The sequence below is a fragment of the Ensifer sp. YR511 genome (assembly GCF_900103045.1).
Taxonomy (GTDB): Bacteria; Pseudomonadota; Alphaproteobacteria; order Rhizobiales; family Rhizobiaceae; genus Ensifer; species Ensifer adhaerens.
Genome location: NZ_FNGR01000021.1, coordinates 77,086 through 95,795, shown reverse-complemented (window position 1 = coordinate 95,795; position 18,710 = coordinate 77,086). Strand labels below are relative to the sequence as shown.

General features: G+C 62.6%; 14 protein-coding genes. 2 read left to right on the top strand and 12 right to left on the bottom strand.

What is annotated here, in order from left to right; all coding sequences use genetic code 11:
* Positions 1–193: 193 nt before the first annotated feature.
* Positions 194–1,075, top strand: a complete 882-nt coding sequence (locus BLU15_RS27300) for a DMT family transporter (protein ID WP_034806435.1) — start codon at positions 194–196, stop codon at positions 1,073–1,075.
* Positions 1,076–1,200: 125 nt separating this feature from the next.
* Complete coding sequence (locus BLU15_RS27295) at positions 1,201–3,015, top strand: methyl-accepting chemotaxis protein (RefSeq protein WP_090299762.1); 1,815 nt, start codon at positions 1,201–1,203, stop codon at positions 3,013–3,015.
* 43 nt (positions 3,016–3,058) lie between these two features.
* On the opposite strand, the gene BLU15_RS27290 is transcribed toward BLU15_RS27295, so the two are convergent.
* From BLU15_RS27290 to BLU15_RS27235, 12 genes are all read right to left on the bottom strand, one after another.
* The gene (locus BLU15_RS27290; RefSeq protein WP_060518566.1) at positions 3,059–3,565 is read right to left on the bottom strand and encodes a GNAT family N-acetyltransferase; all 507 of its coding nucleotides are present in this window, start codon (positions 3,563–3,565) and stop codon (positions 3,059–3,061) included.
* Positions 3,566–3,684: 119 nt separating this feature from the next.
* Complete coding sequence (gene serA, locus BLU15_RS27285; RefSeq protein WP_034806426.1) at positions 3,685–5,280, bottom strand: phosphoglycerate dehydrogenase; 1,596 nt, start codon at positions 5,278–5,280, stop codon at positions 3,685–3,687.
* 132 nt (positions 5,281–5,412) lie between these two features.
* Positions 5,413–6,591: a phosphoserine transaminase gene (locus BLU15_RS27280; RefSeq protein WP_090299760.1), complete on the bottom strand. Its 1,179-nt coding sequence runs from the start codon at positions 6,589–6,591 to the stop codon at positions 5,413–5,415.
* Between the two features lie 252 nt (positions 6,592–6,843).
* On the bottom strand, positions 6,844–7,677 hold the full coding sequence (locus BLU15_RS27275) for an outer membrane protein (protein ID WP_090299778.1): 834 nt from the start codon (positions 7,675–7,677) through the stop codon (positions 6,844–6,846).
* Between the two features lie 188 nt (positions 7,678–7,865).
* A complete protein-coding gene (locus BLU15_RS27270; RefSeq protein ID WP_060518574.1) occupies positions 7,866–8,690 on the bottom strand; it encodes an outer membrane protein in 825 nt (274 codons plus the stop codon).
* 381 nt (positions 8,691–9,071) lie between these two features.
* Positions 9,072–10,424, bottom strand: coding sequence for a phosphoglucosamine mutase (glmM, locus tag BLU15_RS27265; RefSeq protein WP_060518576.1), 1,353 nt, complete (start codon positions 10,422–10,424; stop codon positions 9,072–9,074).
* A 316-nt stretch (positions 10,425–10,740) separates the two neighbouring features.
* Positions 10,741–12,681, bottom strand: a complete 1,941-nt coding sequence (gene ftsH / locus BLU15_RS27260) for an ATP-dependent zinc metalloprotease FtsH (protein ID WP_034806263.1) — start codon at positions 12,679–12,681, stop codon at positions 10,741–10,743.
* Positions 12,682–12,781: 100 nt separating this feature from the next.
* Complete coding sequence (tilS, locus tag BLU15_RS27255) at positions 12,782–14,047, bottom strand: tRNA lysidine(34) synthetase TilS (protein WP_090299776.1); 1,266 nt, start codon at positions 14,045–14,047, stop codon at positions 12,782–12,784.
* 64 nt (positions 14,048–14,111) lie between these two features.
* A complete protein-coding gene (ybgF, locus tag BLU15_RS27250; RefSeq protein ID WP_034806258.1) occupies positions 14,112–15,140 on the bottom strand; it encodes a tol-pal system protein YbgF in 1,029 nt (342 codons plus the stop codon).
* 263 nt (positions 15,141–15,403) lie between these two features.
* Positions 15,404–15,937, bottom strand: coding sequence for a peptidoglycan-associated lipoprotein Pal (pal, locus tag BLU15_RS27245; protein ID WP_034806256.1), 534 nt, complete (start codon positions 15,935–15,937; stop codon positions 15,404–15,406).
* Between the two features lie 297 nt (positions 15,938–16,234).
* Positions 16,235–17,548 carry a Tol-Pal system beta propeller repeat protein TolB gene (gene tolB / locus BLU15_RS27240; protein ID WP_034806253.1) on the bottom strand — a complete coding sequence of 438 codons (1,314 nt, stop codon included), beginning with the start codon at positions 17,546–17,548 and terminating at the stop codon, positions 16,235–16,237.
* A gap of 79 nt (positions 17,549–17,627) precedes the next feature.
* Positions 17,628–18,707: a hypothetical protein gene (locus BLU15_RS27235; RefSeq protein WP_034806249.1), complete on the bottom strand. Its 1,080-nt coding sequence runs from the start codon at positions 18,705–18,707 to the stop codon at positions 17,628–17,630.
* Positions 18,708–18,710: the final 3 nt, after the last annotated feature.

The window sequence follows — 18,710 nt, the reverse complement described above, 5'->3', positions numbered from 1 at the left end:
TGTTCAGGCGCGCAACCGAGGCTGCGCTGTTCTCAAACCCGCGCATCTATACTGTGTTGTCATCTGGAAAGCGACCCCGTTATGTCGGGCGTTCCGCCCTTTTTGCATGACAAGGCCGGGATATAGAGCCTATATCTTCCGCTCTCCCGCCATCGCGACAGCCGGTCGCCATCCCCATGCAGGTCTGACCATCGTGAATTCCAGGGCCTACTTCTATCTGTGCATCACCGCTCTCTTCTGGGGCGGCAACTCCGTCGCCGGAAAGATGGCCGTTGGCCATGTGAGCCCAATGATGCTGACGACCCTGCGCTGGGTCTTCGCGCTCATCGTCATCCTGGTGCTGATGACGCCGCAGATCCGCCGCGACTGGGACAAGATCCGCAAGCACTGGCTGCAACTTCTTGCCTATGGCGCGATCGGCTTCACCACCTTCAATGCCCTGCTCTACTCGGCGCTCAAATATACGAGCGCCATCAATGCCGTCATTCTGCAGGCCGGCATCCCGATGCTGATCTTTCTCTTCAACTTCGTGCTCTTCCGCACCAAGGCGTCGATCGCCCAAGTGATCGGCTTTACCGTCACCCTCGTCGGCGTGCTGGTGACGGCGGCCCATGGCGACGTCACCAGCCTGCTGTCGCTCGAATTCAACTTCGGCGATGCGCTGATGATCGCGGCCTGCATCGTTTATGCCGGCTACACCGTGGCGCTGCGCTACAAGCCGACCATGCACTGGCAGAGCTTCATCGCCGCCCCCGCCTTCGGCGCGCTGTTGAGCGCCATCCCGCTGTTGTTCTGGGAGATCGGCACAGGCACGGCGATAGTCCCAGATACCACGGGCTGGGTCATCGTTCTCTATGCCGCGATCTTCCCGTCGCTGATGTCGCAGGTGCTTTATGTGCGCGGTGTCGAGATGATCGGCGCCAACCGCGCCGGCCTGTTCATCAACGCCATTCCCGTTTTCGGCACGCTGCTGTCGGTGATGCTGATCGGCGAGACCTTCCACCTCTTCCACCTCGTCGCCCTGCTCTTGGTGCTCGGCGGGATCGCGATCGCCGAAAAAGGTCGCCCGCGCTAGAGAAGTCTCGCGCCTGCCGGGCAAGTTTCGGGCGATGCAATCGCTAGAACTCGGGAGGCGACTTAAGGCTTGATTAGCAGATGGGTGTTTCTGTCGCCGCCAGGATTTTCCTTGGGGCTAAGGCAGTGAAAAATATTAGAATTTCGACACGTATCTACTTATTGACGGCGATGGCGCTGGTCTTCATGGCAGCCGCCATGGCCTACAAGACTCAAGTCGCCAACTCGGAAGTCAGCGACGAGCGCCGGCAGATGCTGCGCAACGTCACCGAAGCGGCGATCTCGACGATCGCAAGCTTCGAGGAGCAGGAGCGCAATGGCACGCTCTCGCATGAGGAAGCCCAGAGCCGCGCTATTTCCGCCGTTATGGCCATGCGCTTCGGCCAGGACGGCTACTTCTTCATCAACGGCTTCGACGGCATGATGATCGCCCACCCGCTCGCCAAGAAGCTCGTCGGCACCGACGTGCGCGGCCTCAAGGATACCAACGGCAAAGCCTTTAACGTCGAGCTCATCGCGTTGGCGCAGAACCCGGGCAGCGGTATCGTCAACTACTATTGGGACAAGCCCGGCCATGAGGAGCCGGTCGAGAAGTACTCCTACATTCAGGGCTTCAAGCCCTGGGGTTGGGGCGTCGGCACCGGTGTCTATGCCGACGATCTCGCCGCCAAGTACAATGCGTCTCTGCTGATGACGATCATCACCACGGCGATCGCCGCGATCGCGACGCTGGCTGCCGCCATGGCGATCGGCCGCTCGATCAGCCGGCCGATCAACCGGCTGAAAGACGTGATGCTCGAAGTATCGAACAACGACACCCGTTCGGAAGTTCCGGATACCGACCGCCGCGACGAGATCGGCCACATGGCCGATGCCCTCGTCGTGCTGCGCGCCTCGGTGATCGAGCGCAACGCGCTCGAAGTTCGCCAGCGCGAACAGCAGATGGCGCTCGACGGCGAGCGCAGCGCCAACGAGGAAATGCAGCAGGCGACCGCCCGCGTGCAAGCCCATGTCGTCAGCACGATCGGCGGTGCGCTCGAGCGGCTCGCGAGCGGCGACCTGACGACCCATGTCCCCGATCTCGGCGCCGACTACGAAAAGCTGCGCCAGGACTTCAACACCGCCGTCGCCGCACTTCGCTCGACGGTGAGCGCGATCGCCGATTCCACCTCAGTTGTCACCGGCAATGCCAATGAGATCAGCAGGGCAGCCAACGACCTGTCGCAGCGCACCGAGCAGCAGGCAGCGTCGCTCGAAGAAACCGCAGCCGCCCTCGACGAGATCACCTCAGCGGTTCAGAACTCCACCAACCGCGCCGAGGAGGCGACCCGCATGGTCGCCGAGGCCCGCAAGGGTGCGGCCACCTCGAGCGAGGTCGTTCGCGACGCAATCACCGCCATGGGCCGCATCGAAAACTCGTCTTCGAAGATCGGCGAGATCATCGGCGTCATCGACGACATCGCCTTCCAGACGAACCTCCTGGCGCTGAACGCCGGTGTCGAGGCGGCACGCGCCGGTGATGCCGGCAAGGGCTTTGCCGTCGTCGCGCAGGAGGTGCGGGAACTGGCGCAGCGTTCGGCAACGGCGGCCAAGGAGATCAAGGGGCTCATTACCGCGTCGGGCGTCGAGGTTTCGGCCGGCGTGCGTCTGGTCGAGGCGACCGGCTCGGCGCTCGGCGACATCGAGCGCCGGGTCAACGAGATCAACGACCGCATCGTCGCCATTGCGACGGCCGCCCGCGAACAGTCGGTCGGGCTGCGGGAGATCAACACTGCCGTCAACCAGATGGACCAGATGACCCAGCAGAACGCCGCCATGGTCGAGCAGACCTCGGCCGCAAGCCAGGCGCTCGCCGGCGAAAGCAACGTGCTATCCGGCCGGCTTGCCCAGTTCACGGTCGAGGAGAAAGCGTGGCGGCCCTCGACGCAGCGGGCGGCCTGATCCAGCACAAAACGAAAATGGCGCCAATCGGCGCCATTTTCATTCAGACGAGATGCCGCTCCATATAGAGCGCATCATCGCCATAACTTGAAAGCTTCTGCACCAGCCGTTCGTCCATGCGAACCTCGAAGCCCTGTCGCTCCCAGAAGCGGCGGGATCCGTTGACGGAAACGAGCGACATCGACCGGAACCCTTCCGTCCGTGCAACATCGGCAAGCATCGGCAACACGCCGCCCCCTGCCCCGGAGCCACGCATTTCGGGCAGAAGGGCGAGGTCATGGATGTACCAGGTATCGGCAGCCTCAGGGATTTCGCCAAGCATGCTGTTCAGCGACGGCGGCGCACCGCGAAGCCAGGGGTGGCTCAACACATAGCCGCGCGACAGGCCCTTTGAGTCCAGCATGAAACAACCGGCAGGGCTGAGCGCGATGCGGTCGGCGAGCACGGCGTCATCCTCGGGAAAGGCCTGGTGAACCACGAGCTGGATCTCCGATACGGATGCGAGGTCGGGCAGGCTTGCCTCACGCCAGCGGAATGTCATTTCGGTCATTTCTCGTCACATGCGTTCGAAACAGGAAAACGCACCGGCGGTCGGCCGGTGCGTCCTCGATATGTCCCGTGAGTGGGTCGGCAAAGTGGCAGACCGTGCTGCCACTTGCTGGGCTGGCATCAATCGATGTTGAAGACCAGCGGCTTTGCCTGGCGAATTGCCGGATTGGCACGCAGCTTGTCAAGCACGGCCTCGGAAACAGCGCCATCGACGTAGAGCAGCGCGATCGCGTCACCGGCTTCCTTCTCGCGGCCGAGCTGGAAGTTCGCGATGTTGACGCCCGCATCGCCGAGCGTCATGCCGATGAAGCCGATCATGCCGGGAACGTCGGTGTTGGTGATGTAGACCATGTGGTTGCCGACATCCGCATCGAGGTTGATGCCCTTGATCTGGATGAAACGCGGCTTGCCGTCCGAGAACACCGTGCCGGCGACCGAACGTGTCTGGTTCGCCGTCTTCACCGTCAGCTTGATGTAGCCGTCGAAGACGCCGGTCTTGTCACGCTTGACCTCGGACAGGATGATGCCCTTTTCCTTGATCATGACCGGCGCCGAAACCATGTTGACGTCGGCGACCTGCGGCCGGATCAGACCGGCAAGCACGGCACTCGTCAGCGCCTTGGTGTTCATGCCGGCGGTCGAGCCGTCATAGAGGATCTCGATTTCCTTGATCGCGCTTTCGGTCACCTGACCGACGAAGGCGCCGAGAACATCGGCAAGCCGGATGAACGGCTTCAGGATCGGTGCTTCCTCAGCGGTGATCGACGGCATGTTGATGGCGTTGGAGACCGCACCCTTGACCAGATAGTCCGACATCTGTTCGGCCACCTGCAGCGCGACGTTCTCCTGAGCTTCCGTGGTCGAAGCGCCGAGATGCGGCGTGCAGACGACGTTCGGCAGGCCGAAGAGTGGGCTTTCGGTTGCGGGTTCGACCTCGAAAACGTCGAAACCGGCGCCGGCGACATGGCCCGACTTGATCGCTTCGGCAAGCGCCTTCTCGTCGACCAGACCACCACGGGCGCAGTTGACGATGCGCACGCCCGGCTTGGCCTTGGCAAGCGCTTCGGCGCTCAGGATGTTGCGGGTCTTGTCGGTCAGGGGCACGTGCAGGGTGATGAAGTCAGCCTGGGCGAGCAGTTCGTCGAGTTCGACCTTGGTGACGCCCATTTCTTCGGCACGCTCCTTGGAGAGGAACGGGTCGTAGGCAAGCACATGCATCTTCAGGCCGATGGCGCGCGAGCAGACGATCGAGCCGATGTTGCCGGCGCCGATGACGCCGAGCGTCTTGCCGGTGATTTCGACACCCATGAAGCGGGACTTCTCCCACTTGCCGGCCTGCGTCGAGGTGTCGGCGGCCGGAAGCTGGCGGGCAACGGCAAAGAGCAGCGCAATCGCATGTTCGGCGGTCGTGATCGAGTTGCCGAAGGGCGTGTTCATCACGATGATACCGCGGCGCGAAGCGGCCGGGATGTCGACATTGTCGACGCCGATGCCGGCGCGGCCGATGACCTTGAGGTTGGTCGCAGCGGCGATCAGCTTTTCCGTCGCCTTGGTGGCGGAACGGATGGCAAGACCGTCATAGTTACCGATGATTTCGGCGAGCTTGTCCTTGTCCTTGCCGAGCTTCGGCTGGAAATCGACTTCGACGCCGCGGTCGCGGAAGATCTGGACGGCGGTTTCCGACAGTTCGTCGGATACGAGAACACGAGGTGCCATGGGAGGCCTCCTTAAAGATCAGGTCTGAATGGGAATGCGGGTAGCCAGGCCTCGCTCCCATCGGGAGCGAAGCGGATCACTCAAATCAGTGTGAGATGCGGGCGAAGTTCATTGTCCTCACCCATTGTCCGATCAGGCCGCGGCCTGTGCCAGCGTTGCCTTCTGGCTCTCGAAAGCCCAGGTCAGCCATGGCATCAGCGCCTTCATGTCGGCGGCCTCGATCGTGGCGCCGGCCCAGATGCGAAGACCGGACGGGGCATCGCGGTAATGGCCGATGTCGAAGGCGACGCCTTCCTTTTCGAGGAGCGCAACCACGCCCTTGGCAAAGGCCGCCTGTCCGTCGGCGTCGAGCGCGAGCACGTCCTTGTCGACGATCTTCAAGCAGACCGAAGTGTTGGAGCGGGTCTCGTCCTTGACCGCCAGGTTTGCGATCCAATCGTTGGCGGCGACGAAATCGAAGATTGCCTGCGCATTGGCATCAGCCCGGGCCATCAGGCCCTTGAGCCCGCCGACCTGCTGCGCCCAAAGCAGCGCATCGATGTAATCTTCGACGCAAAGCATCGACGGCGTGTTGATGGTTTCGCCGGTAAAGATGCCTTCAATCAGCTTTCCGCCCGAGGTCATGCGGAAGATCTTCGGCAGCGGCCAGGCCGGCACGTAGGTCAGCAGCCGTTCGACGGCGCGCGGCGACAGGATGATGACGCCATGGGCGCCCTCGCCGCCAAGAACCTTCTGCCAGGAGAAAGTGACGACGTCGAGCTTGGCGAAATCGAGGTTCTGCGCAAACGCGGCAGAGGTCGCATCGCAGATCGTCAGGCCCTTGCGGTCAGCCGGGATGAAGTCGCCGTTGGGCACACGCACGCCCGAGGTCGTGCCGTTCCAGGTGAAGACCACGTCGCGGTCGAAATCGACCTTCGAAAGGTCGGGAAGTTCGCCGTAACCGGCTTCGAACTTGCGTACGTCGGCGAGCTTCAGCTGCTTGACCACGTCGGTCACCCAGCCGGCGCCAAAGCTTTCCCAGGCGACCATGTCGACGCCGCGCGGACCGAGCAGCGACCAGAGCGCCATTTCGACGGCGCCGGTGTCGGAAGCGGGCACGATACCGATACGGTAGTCGGCCGGCACTTCAAGAATGTCACGGGTAAGATCGATGGCCTGCTTCAGCTTCGTCTTGCCGATCTTGGCGCGGTGCGAACGACCGAGCGGAGCATCGGAGAGAGCGTCGAGCGTCCAACCGGGGCGCTTCGAGCAAGGGCCAGAAGAGAAATGGGTATTGTTCGGACGGAGGTCCGGCTGTGCAGGCTTTGCCATGTGCTATCCTTCCAGATAGATAGCCCTTCGTTGGGGAAGGGTGTCCCGCCGTCGTCGATATTGGCGGCGGGATCGGAAGTCAAGCGCTTTGTCGCAATCGACAAAATTAATGGCGTCGCGGGCAACATATGAAAAGACAGGCGGCCACCGCCGAACGATTGTTGCCAGACAACGCCTTCATGTGAGCAACAGGTTGAATCACTTGGGGAAAGAACGCAGCGAACCTGCTCGACTTTCCCGCGGCCGATGGCGCTAGAACGAGAAGCGCAGGCCCGCTCGGATTTCGTGACGGGAAAGACCATCGTCAAAGCCGTTGCCGCCACGTGCGCCCGCAAGCGCCTCAGTGCCGAAGCCGAACATCTCGCCGTCGGCGATATGGGAGTAGCGGTAGCCGACATCGAGCTTCAGCTGATCGCTGAGGTCGTAGGAAACGCCGGCCATCAGCGCATAGGTGAACCGCCAACTGTCGCGCCCCTCGTAAGAGGTGGAGCCGGCCGCTCCGGCGCAGGCGCCGCCACCGGCAACGCAGGTCGCCTTTTCAACCGCCGTATCCCAATTGAGACGCGTCGCGCCGAGACCGGCGCCAACGTAGGGGGTAAAGCCGGCGAGCGTGCCGAAGTCGACATAGGCGTTCGCCATCAGGCCGAGAGCGGAATAGTCGGCCCCGGTCGAAAACGCGCAGGATGTTCCCGCCCCTTGCCCCGCGCACGGGCTTGCCGATGAGGATGAACCGTTGAACCGGCCCTCGAAATACTCCGCCGTCAGGTCAGCGCGGAACGTGTCGGTAAACTGGTAGCCGACGCCAAGCGACCCGGAAAACGGCTTGTCGAAACGGGCGTTGTCGAAGGTGGTGCTGTCGTAGGTCGACGTGCCCGCATCGAAGGTCCGGTAATAGGGATCGCCTTCGCTACGCCAAGGCGCATAGCCGATATCGCCGCGCAGATAGATCGCACTCGCGCCAGCCGATTCTTTTTCGATGGTGATCTCCGGCGCATTCAGGAGATCCTCATCGGCAGCGAATGCCGCGCCGGAAAGGAGCAGGCCGGCACCAAAAGCGGCCCCGCAGAACCCGTTTCGCCAATCCATGCCCATGCCCTTTCACCACTGCTATCGGTGCGGGATGGCGCACTGCCGTCACCGCTTCGTTCAGCGTTAACTATTGGCAGCGACTGGTTAACCCCCGGTTAACCATGCCTGTTAGGAAACAAGCAAAGAATGGCGGCAACGAAAAAGGCCACCCGAAGGTGGCCTTTTGTATCATCTGGTCTGGCCGATCACTTGTAGACGATCGGCTCCGGCTCGTAGGGCACTTCGCAGACACTGCCGAACGAGTAGCGCAGACCAGCGCGCGCCTCGTGGATGTAGAAGCCCTCGTCGGAGCCCGGACCGCCACCGTTGGCGTAGCCGAACATGTCGCCATCGTCGACCTGGCGGAAGCGGTAGCCGACGTCGGCCTTGAGATTGCAGGTGAGGTCGATGGCAGTACCGGCCATCAGCGCGTAGGTAAAGCGCCACTTGCTCTCACCGTCATGGCTCGTCGTCGGGTCGCAATTGCCGGGGTTGCCGATTTCGCAACTGGTGTTGCGCAGCTTGTCCCACTTGACGTGCGTCGCACCGATACCGGCACCGACGTAAGGCGTGAAGGCGCCGTAGGTGCCGATATCGACATAGGCGTTGGCCATCAGGCTCCAGGCGGAAACCGATGTGACGTCGCGCGACCGGCACGGGCCCGGGAAGTTGCCGCAGCCACCCACGGTCGAGCCGTTGAAATCGGCGCTGCCCCAATAGTCGGCCGTGACGTCGGCACGGAAGTAGTTGTTGAACTGATAACCGACACCGACGCCGGCGACCCAGGAGTCATCGATATCGGCGGTTTCGAAATTGGCGATGGAGCCGCCCGGCCCACCCTGGTAGAAATTCGCGCCGCGCAGGTTGTTCCAGGCGTAACCGACATCGCCGCGCAGGTACCAGCCGCTGGTCTGGATGACTTCGACCGGCTGTTCCGGCACCGGCTCGATAGGCGGTTGATAGACATCCGCAGCAAGAGCTGCCGTGCCGCTGAGCAAGATCGCAACAACGCCACTCAAAATTCTCTTCATGGCCCACTCCAATAGATTCCGTTGCTTGGATCACCGTGAAAGCGGTGCCCAAATCCCGTTGTTGTTGTGGATAATGAGGAGCAAAGGTTAAGTTCCGATTAACTACAAACGTTTACCGCGTTTGTTAAGGAATCGGCATATTCTTGTAGTTGTCGTGCAGTTTACTGCCTGCTGCCCGAGATCACATAAGGTAGAGCTAAATAGAACGGCAGAACAACACTCTCTTTTGTCGTGATGGTTGCAGGTTCTGTTCCCCAGCGGAGTTCTAACGGGAAAATGGCCCGGACCGCGGCGACACTACCGGGCAAAAGCAACAGGCAACGGGAAAAAAAGAGGCCGGCGCTTCGCACCGGCCCTGGAGGGAAGTCGATTGGTACCGGCTTAGGCGGCGTTGCGCACGCTGCCGATGACATTGACCAGTTCGTCGACGATGCGCTCGACCTGGCCGCGATCGTCGCCTTCCGCCATCACGCGGATAAGCGGCTCCGTGCCGGACGGGCGGATCAGCAGACGACCGGATTTCGCAAGCTCCGCTTCCGCGTCCGCAATCGCCTGGCGCACGGTCGCGTCTTCAAGCGGCTTGCCGGCCGAAATGCGCACGTTCTTCAGCACCTGCGGCACTGGCTCGAAGCGGTGGCAGACCTCGCTCACCGTCTTGCCCTGACGCTTGATCACCGCAAGGATCTGCAAGGCCGCAACAAGACCGTCGCCGGTGGTGCCGAAATCGGAAAGCACGATATGGCCCGACTGTTCGCCGCCGACGTTCAGCCCGTCCTGGCGCATCTGCTCGACGACATAGCGGTCGCCGACCTTGGTGCGGCGCAGGTCGATGCCGCGCCCTTTAAGGTAACGCTCGAGACCGAGATTGGACATCACGGTCGCCGCAACGGCACCGCCGCGCAGCATGCCGTCCTCGGCCCAGCTGTCGGCAATGACGGCCATCAGTTGATCGCCATCGATGACGGTACCGTTCTCGTCGACGATCAGCACGCGGTCGGCGTCGCCGTCGAGCGCGATGCCGATATCGGCGCGCACTTCATGGACCTTCTTGGACAGAGCAGCCGGATGCGTCGAGCCGCAGTCGAGGTTGATGTTGAGGCCGTTCGGCTCCGTACCGATGGTAACGACTTCGGCACCCAGTTCCCAAAGGGCGGTCGGCGCCACCTTGTAGGCCGCGCCATTGGCGCAATCGACGGCGATCCTCAGGCCCTGCAGCGTGACATCGCGCGGCAGCGTGCGCTTGGCATGTTCGAGATAGCGATAGATGTCGCCATCGACGCGCTTCGCGCGGCCGATGTCTTCCGACTTCGCCAGCTGGCCCGAGAGATCCTGGTCGAGCAACGCCTCGATCTTCTGTTCGATGTCGTCGGAGAGCTTGTAGCCATCGGGGCCGAACAGCTTGATGCCGTTGTCCTGGAAGGGATTGTGGGACGCCGAAATCATCACGCCGATATCGGCGCGCAGCGAGCGGGTGAGCATGGCCACACCCGGCGTCGGGATCGGCCCGAGCAGGAAGACGTCGAGACCGGCCGCGGTGAAGCCTGCCACCATCGCGTTTTCGAGCATGTAGCCGGAAAGACGCGTGTCCTTGCCGATCACCACCCGGTGGCGATGGGCGCCATTGCGAAAGATCGTACCGACGGCGATGCCGACCCGCATCGCCAGATCCGGTGTCATCGGAAACATATTGGACTGGCCGCGAATACCGTCGGTGCCGAAATACTTGCGCTTCATAAGAGCTCCATCGTTCTGCCGGGTCAGCGCTGGCTTTGCCAGTTTCGCCTGTCTGCGGGGTGCGCGACTGGGTTTCATTGACCGGACCTCATTTCATATCGGCGGTTGCCGTACGCCTCCGATCGTCGTGCCCACCAATGGCCATGCGATCGCGACACATGAGTCTTCTTTGACACAAAAGTGCAGCAAACGGCAGCGAGCCTAGCATCAGAAATCATTACATCCCGTTACCAAACGCCAGGTGCAAAATCGCCAACGAAAAACCGCCGCTCCACTCAAGGAACGGCGGCTTCAATACATGGCCGACAGGTGTCGGTTATTGCGGCTGCGGCTCGAACCCGCCTTCGGACTCTTCGCCCTTGCCCGCCGAGCCTTCCTTCTTGGCACCGGCCGAGGGAACGGCCGAGCCACGATGCGGCGGCGTGTCGTCGCCGAGATCACGTGCCGGCTTCTCCCCGCGGATCAGCGCCTTGATTTCTTCGCCAGTCAGCGTTTCGTATTCGAGCAACCCTTCGGCAAGCGCCACGAACTCGTGGTTCTTCTCCGTCAGGATTTTGCGGGCGGTCTCGTAGGCCTCATCGATCAGACGACGGATTTCGTTGTCGATCTTCTGGGCGGTCGCTTCCGACACGTTCTTCTGCTGAGCAACGGAGTGGCCGAGGAAGACTTCCTGCTGGTTCTCGCCATAGGAAACCTGGCCGAGCTGGTCGGAGAAGCCCCATTGCGTCACCATCGCACGGGCAAGCTTGGTGGCCTGCTCGATATCCGAGGATGCGCCCGAAGTGATGTTCTCTTTGCCGAAGGTCAGTTCTTCGGCGACGCGTCCACCCATCATGATGGCAAGACGCGAGACCATCCACTTGTAGCTCATCGAGTAGCGGTCGCCTTCCGGCAGCTGCATGACCATGCCGAGCGCGCGACCGCGCGGGATGATCGTCGCCTTGTGCAGCGGATCGGCCGAGGGAACGTTGAGCGCGAGGATCGCGTGACCGGCTTCGTGATAGGCGGTCAGCTTCTTCTCGGCCTCGGTCATCGCCGACGAACGACGCTCCGCGCCCATCATGATCTTGTCCTTGGCATCCTCGAACTCGAGCATGGTGACAAGACGCTTGTTGCGACGGGCGGCCATCAGGGCGGCCTCGTTGACGAGGTTCATGAGGTCGGCACCGGAGAAGCCGGGCGTACCACGTGCGAGCACCTTGAGGTCGACGTTCGGCGCCAGCGGCACGTTGCGCACATGAACCTTGAGGATGCGTTCGCGGCCGTTGATATCCGGGTTCGGCACGACGACCTGGCGGTCGAAGCGGCCCGGGCGCAGAAGGGCCGGGTCGAGAACGTCAGGACGGTTGGTCGCGGCGATCAGGATGATGCCTTCGTTGGCTTCAAAGCCGTCCATCTCGACCAGCAGCTGGTTGAGCGTCTGTTCGCGCTCGTCGTTGCCGCCGCCGAGACCGGCGCCGCGATGACGACCGACAGCGTCGATTTCGTCGATGAAGATGATGCAGGGCGCATTCTTCTTGGCCTGTTCGAACATGTCGCGCACACGGCTGGCGCCGACGCCGACGAACATTTCAACGAAGTCCGAACCGGAGATCGTGAAGAACGGCACGTTGGCTTCGCCGGCAACCGAGCGGGCTAGCAGCGTCTTACCGGTACCGGGAGGACCGACGAGCAGCACGCCGCGCGGAATGCGACCGCCGAGGCGCTGGAACTTCTGCGGGTCGCGCAGGAATTCGACGATTTCTTCCAGGTCCTGCTTGGCTTCGTCGACGCCGGCGACGTCGTCAAAGGTAACACGGCCATGCGCTTCGGTCAGAAGCTTGGCCTTGGACTTGCCAAAACCCATCGCTCCACGCGAGCCGCCCTGCATCTGGCGCATGAAGAACAGCCAGACGCCGAGGATCAGAAGCATCGGAAGCAGGGTACCGATATAGCTGAGGAACCCGGACGAACCGTCGGTTTCCGGGCGAACCGTGACCGTCACGTCCTTGGCTTCGAGGCGCTCGGTCAGCGCCGTATCGACCGAAGGCGCGTAGGTCTGGAAGGTTGCGCCGCTTTCGGAATAGCTGCCGATCACTTTCGAGCCGGTGATCACGACTTCCTTGACGCGGCTCGCATCCACGTCCTTGAGGAATTGCGAGAACGGAATCTCGCGCGAGCCGGTGCGCTCCGTCGGCTGTTGGAACATGCTGAACAGCGCGATCAGCAGAAGCGCTATGATTGCCCAAAGGGCAAGATTACGAAAATTAGGGTTCATCGAACTCCCCGGAACCTGTCACGACCCGCGCATTTCGCGAGCCGCTGTCTTGCTCCCTAACATAGGGTTCTGGTGACGTATTGCCAAGGCAAACCGCCGGCTACCGTTCCATTTCTGTCAATAGATCGTGAACCGGCGGCGGAGGATAAGGCTCTCGTCCGAACAATCCGGCGATCCGATCGGCCATGATCCGGTCGAAACCCGGCAAAAAGGTGTCGTAGAGCCCGATCCGCGGCTCGATTGTGATGGATGCGACACTTTCGCCGTTCTCAGACCGGACCCTCGGCGCCGTAAGCGTTGCACGACCGGCAACGCCCGGTGGCAAGCCTGCGGCAATAAGTCTCTGCTGTTGTGGCCCGCCTCGGCCCTCTGCCGCGACGGAGATGGGCGCGCTTCCGCCATTTCGCACATGGAAGCGGCCATCCCATGTTGCGGTCTCGCCGCCTGCAAGCGTCAAAGTCGTCAGGCCCCGCGCCTCGCGATAGAGGTAAAGCCCGCTTGCGCGGCGGTCGAACACGCATCTTCCGGCCGTCATCCTACCGAGCGTTGTCTCTCGCAGAAACGCCGCCACCCGCTTCACCGTATCTGCGGCGGGGATATGCGCGCGGCCGCCGACCACGGCCACCAGCGCGAGCAGCGCCCGCTGCCAATCGACGTTGTCCCGATGGTCGCCGAGAGCAAGCGGGATCTCCACCACCAGGCCTGCATGCACGCGCACATGGCGGGTGATGAAGGCGGCAGCCCTTGCCGACGACCGGGCCCTGGCTCCAGCATCCCATACCCCCTCTTCCGCCCGCGGTGATTGCGCCAGTTCGGCCCGGACGCGGACCCGCTCGAAGGTCGGGTTGGCGTTGCTCGGATCATCGAACCAGGTCACGTCGCGCGTCGCGAGATAGGCGCGGATCGACGCTCGGTCTAGGTCGAGGAACGGCCGCAGCACCCAGATCCGGCGGTCGTAAAGGGTGGCACTCGCCATGCCGGAAGCGCCCGGCCCCTGCGCCCTTTGCATCCGCATCAGGATCGTTTCGCGCTGGTCGTCGCTGGTGTGGCCGGTGACGATACAGCCGGCCCCAAGCCGCTCGGCGGCATCCGCCAGTAGCCGATAGCGCGCCTCGCGCGCCGCCGCCTGAATGCCGGTCAGCGGTTTGGGGCCATTCCAACGCTTGATGAGGTGCGGAACGCCGATGCTTGCGCAGAAGGCGGCAACGCCTTTCGCTTCCGCAGCCGATTCCGGCCGCAGGGCGTGATCGACCGTACATGCGGCCAGGGAAAATCTGTTGGGGTCGCTTGCCTCGATCGCCTCGTTCAGGGCGAGAAGCAAACCCTTGGAATCGCTCCCGCCGGAGACGGCAACGAGGATACGCATCGGGCGAAGAAAGGAGGCGAGAAATCGTTTTGCCGTTTCGACAACGGCTGTCGGCGCCGGAGCCTCAGCAGCCAAAGCGGCTCTGCTCGCTCGTCACCTTCGCCTTCACCGCAGGCGAGGCCTTGGGATAGCGCTTGTTGACCTCGCCCAGCGTCGCGCAGGCGGTTTCCTTGTTGTCGAGCGCACCGAGCGACATGCCGAGCTTCAAGAGCATTTCGGGCGCCTTCGGCGATTTGCCGTGGGCCTGATGCGCGTTCAGGAAGGTCTTGGCGGCGTCGCTGTATTTGCCTTGCGAATATTGGGCTTCACCCAGCCAGAAGCTGGCATCGGCTGCCTTGTCGCCCTTCGGAAACGCGGCCAGGTAGTCGCCGAATTCCTGCTCGGCAGTGCTGTAGTCGCCCGAAAGGACATGACCGTAGGCCGACTGGTAGAGGTCGCCGGGATTGTCGAGCGATGCAGTCTGCTGGCTGCCGGGATTGCTGTTCAAGCCGCCGTCGGCCGGTGCGCCGGAATCGACGCCGGGAAGCGTGGCGTTTGCGCCCGGCCGCCCATCCGTCGTCGCTGCGACCGGATTGCCGTTCTCGTCGAACACGATCTGTCCGAGTGTCGACGGCGGGGCCGCGCCGTTGCCGCCCTGGCTTGCTCCGGGCGAAACGCCCGAAGACGCCATGTCGTTGCCGCCGGCTGCGGGCGCCATGGTCTGGCTATCCGTCACCCCCGGGGTGACGGACGCCTGATCGCTGGTTTTCGGCGTCTGCAGAGCGCCGCTCTTCTTGGGGGAGGCCTTGCCGCTTTCCAGATCCTGGAAGCGGAACTCGTTGTCCTCCTGGAACTTCCGGATCTGCTCCTGCATCTGCAAGAGCTGGAAGCTCATTTCCTCGATACGCCCGTTAAGCGAGCGGATCTGTTCTTCGAGCTGGCCAATCCGTGCGGTTTCGGCCGACTGCACCTTTACGACGGGCAGGTTCTGCGCGCCGCTGTTGGTCTCAGTCGTTCGGGCCAGCAGCCCTGAAAGAGGCATGGCGTTCGCCGTCTGGCCGAGACCCGCAAGGGTCGCAAGACCGATCAGGCCCGCCACGACAAATTTCTTCATTTCATTTGTCCTGTTCGAATACCGGTTGTCCCACCCTTGACCAGGGGCCCGCAATACATCTCGCCGAGTCATCTGGGTGATTGCCGCACAGTTTTCCAATTGCCCTGAAAAAGCAACGGAGTTCGGCCAAAGTGTGGTAAAAAAGCAAAGGGCGGCCAAGGGCCGCCCTTTTAATTTAGCGATCTGTGATCTCCGGAACACGCAACGCCTCCTGAGATCAAGTCGTGATTCCGGGCCACGCGATGCGCGCGGCCGCGGCATCATTACATGCCGGCGCCACCGAGAACGGTAACGGCGCGGCGGTTCTGCGACCAGCAGGAAATGTCGTCGCAAACGGCGACCGGCTTTTCCTTGCCGTAGGAGATCGTCTTCATGCGGTTCGACGGAACGCCCTGGCTGATCAGGTAGTCGCGGGTCGAGGCCGCACGGCGGGCGCCGAGCGCCAGGTTGTACTCGCGCGTGCCGCGTTCGTCGGCATGGCCTTCGATGGTGATCGCGTAGTTCGGGTACTTGGCAAGCCACTGGGCCTGACGAGCGAGCGTCTGCTGCGCGTCGGCGCGGATCGAGGTGGAGTCGGTGTCAAAGAAGATGCGGTCGCCGACATTGACGGTGAAGTCCTGCTGCGAGCCCGGCGTTGCCGAACCGGCGCCACCGAGACCGAGTTCGCCAGCGCTGCCCGGCAGGTTCTTCTTCGATGCACAGCCAGCCAGGGCAAGCGTCATGACCAGGGCGATCATGACCGGGTTGCGAGCGATGGTCTGCATGCGGCCTGCGGCCGGGGTGTCAATTCGGCTCATACGCCGGTCTCCTTGAGAAGTGTCTGAATTCACGGTTGCCAGACTGTAACCGGAAGCGGTTAATCGCTATTCAACAGTTATGGTTAACAAATCGATAATTTCGGCTCGGGCCCTGCTAGACCAGCACTTTGCGGCGAGAAAGCGGCATCATTGCCACATTTTCCCGCCGCAAATCGGATCAGCCTGCAGCGGGATCAGGAAAAAAGGAGGCGGCTTTCCGCCGGCCTCCCGCCCTTAAGCGGACGAGAGGGCGATCACGTTACTGGCTTTGGATCGGGCGACCCAAAGCCACGTGAACTACTCGAGCAGCGGCGACCAGGCCGGGTCGGATGCGAAGCCCTGCGTCTGGATCAGTTGCTCGTTGTAACCCGACAGATCGATCGAATAGAGCTGCGGTCCGCCGGAACCGGCACCCTGGCGGAAGAACATCAGGACACGGCCGTTCGGCGCCCAGGTCGGGCCTTCGTTGTGGAAGCCGGTGGTCAGGATACGTTCGCCCGAACCGTCGGTCTTCATCACGCCGATCGAGAACTTGCCGCCCGACTGCTTGGTGAAGGCGATGAGGTCGCCACGCGGAGACCAGACCGGCGTCGAATAGGAGCCGTCGCCGAAGGAGATGCGGCGCTGGCCGGAGCCGTCGGCACCCATGACGTAGATCTGCTGGCGGCCACCGCGGTCGCTTTCAAAGGCGATCTGGCTGCCATCCGGCGAATAGGACGGGGCGGTATCGATCGCGGCGGTGTTGGTCAGGCGCGTCGTGGTCCGCGAGCGCAGGTCCATTGTGTAGATGTTGGCGTTGCCGTCCTGCTGCAGGCTCATGATGACCCGCTGGCCATCCGGCGAGAAGCGCGGCGAGAAGGTCATCCCGGGGAAGTTGCCGACGACCTCGCGCTGTCCGGTTTCCAGCTGCAGCAGGTAGACGCGCGGCTGTTGGTTTTCGAACGACATGTAGGTGACTTCCTGGCGGTTCGGCGAGAAGCGCGGCGTCAGAACGATGTCGTTGGAATTGGTGAGCGCACGGGCGTTGAAGCCGTCCTGGTCCATGATGGCGAGCTGACGCTTGCGTGCCGTCTTCGGGCCGCTTTCGGCGACATAGACGATGCGGGTGTCGAAGTAGCCCTTTTCACCGGTGACGCTCTGATAGATGGCGTCGGCGATGATGTGGGCCACGCGGCGCCAGTTTTCCGGCTGGGTGAAGAACTGCTGGCCGGTCATCTGCTTGTTACCGAACGTATCCCACAGGCGGAACTCGGCCTTCAGCCTGCCGTCGCCTTCCTGCGTCACGCGGCCGGTGACGAGCGCCTGCGCGTTGATGACCTTCCAGTCCTCGAAACGCGGCGTCGCATCCGGATTGCTGATCTTCTCGATGAACGCGCCCTTGTTGATCGGCGCGAACAGGCCCGAACGCTTCAGGTCCGCCGCAACCACGTCCGAAATCTTCTGGCCGAGTTCGCCCTGGAGAAAGTCCGTGACAGCGATCGGCAGCGGTTCGACGTTGCCCTTGTTGATGTTGATTTCAACTTCAGCATTTGCCGGTGTCACCGCCGCCACGACGGCGGCTAACATGCCCGCGGCCACCATCAGGGCGCGGAAAAGAGAGACCTTGATCATAGGGACAAGCCTTTCAGCTTCGTACGAAGGGTTTGCAGGGGTGGTTTGCTATCCGGCATGGGTTCCAATCCCGGCAGCTCTAGAGTGCGAATTCCGAGGGGTCGAAATTCAGCACGAGGGTATTCCATCCTTTTTCGCCCTCATATTTTTCAGGCGGGAGGTTCTGTAGCGGGGCCGAACGGCGGATCGCGCGCAAGGTGCTGCTTTCAACGGCACGGCGCGTACCTTCCGGACCGCCGGTTGCGGTAACCTCGGGTGTGCCGACGATATTGCCGGCGGGATCCAGCTGCACGCGCACCGTGACACGCACTTCCTCGACGCCGGTCAGGCCTGGCGTCAGTGACCAGTTGCCCTGGATCTGGCCCTTGACGCCATCGATCTCGTTGGCGCTCAAGCCCACACCAATGGTTTTCTTGCCGCCGAGCGCCGCTTCCTGTGTCGAGCGCTTGGCACCACCGGCGGAGGGATCCTGCCGGTTGAGAAGGGCGGCGATCTCGTCGGCGTTGAACTTGCTTTCCTCGGTGGAGGCAGCTTTCTTCTGTTCCTTCGGCGTTGCCTCGTTCTTGCGGTCAGGCGTCTTGGCGCTCTGGGCGGGCTTTTCGACCTTCGGCTTTGCCGCCGGCGTCGGCACCTTCTCAGGCAGCGCTTCGGCTTCCGGGTTCTCGGCCGGCTTTTCCTCGGCGGGTGCCGGCTCCGGCTTCGTCTCCGGCTTCACTTCCTGCTTCGGTTCGGGCAGAGCGGCAACTTCGGTCGCAGGTTCGGAGGCGGGCTTGGATTCCTCGACCTTCTTGATCTCTTGCTCGACCGGATCGGGCGTCGGCTCGGGCTTCTCGTTCTTTTCCGGAGAGGCCGTGGCTTCGCTCTTCGACGGCTTGGCGTTCGGCGTCGGCGGCGTCTTCAGGTCGGTATCGTTGTCGCCGATGTTTTCGGCAGGCTGGTTGGTCTCCGGCCGCTTGGTCGGAACCGGCGACGAGGTCTCCTTCTTCGGCGCCTTCTTGTCGCCCTGCTGAACCTGCGTCATCTCCGAATAGGGAACGATGTCGACAGGCAAAGCCTCGACGTCGGCGACCTGGAAGTCAGCCGGGCTGCCAAGCGACACCAGCGCCCAGGTCAAGACCATGGCGTGGAGGACAGCAGATGTAGCGAGACTGCCCTTCATCGT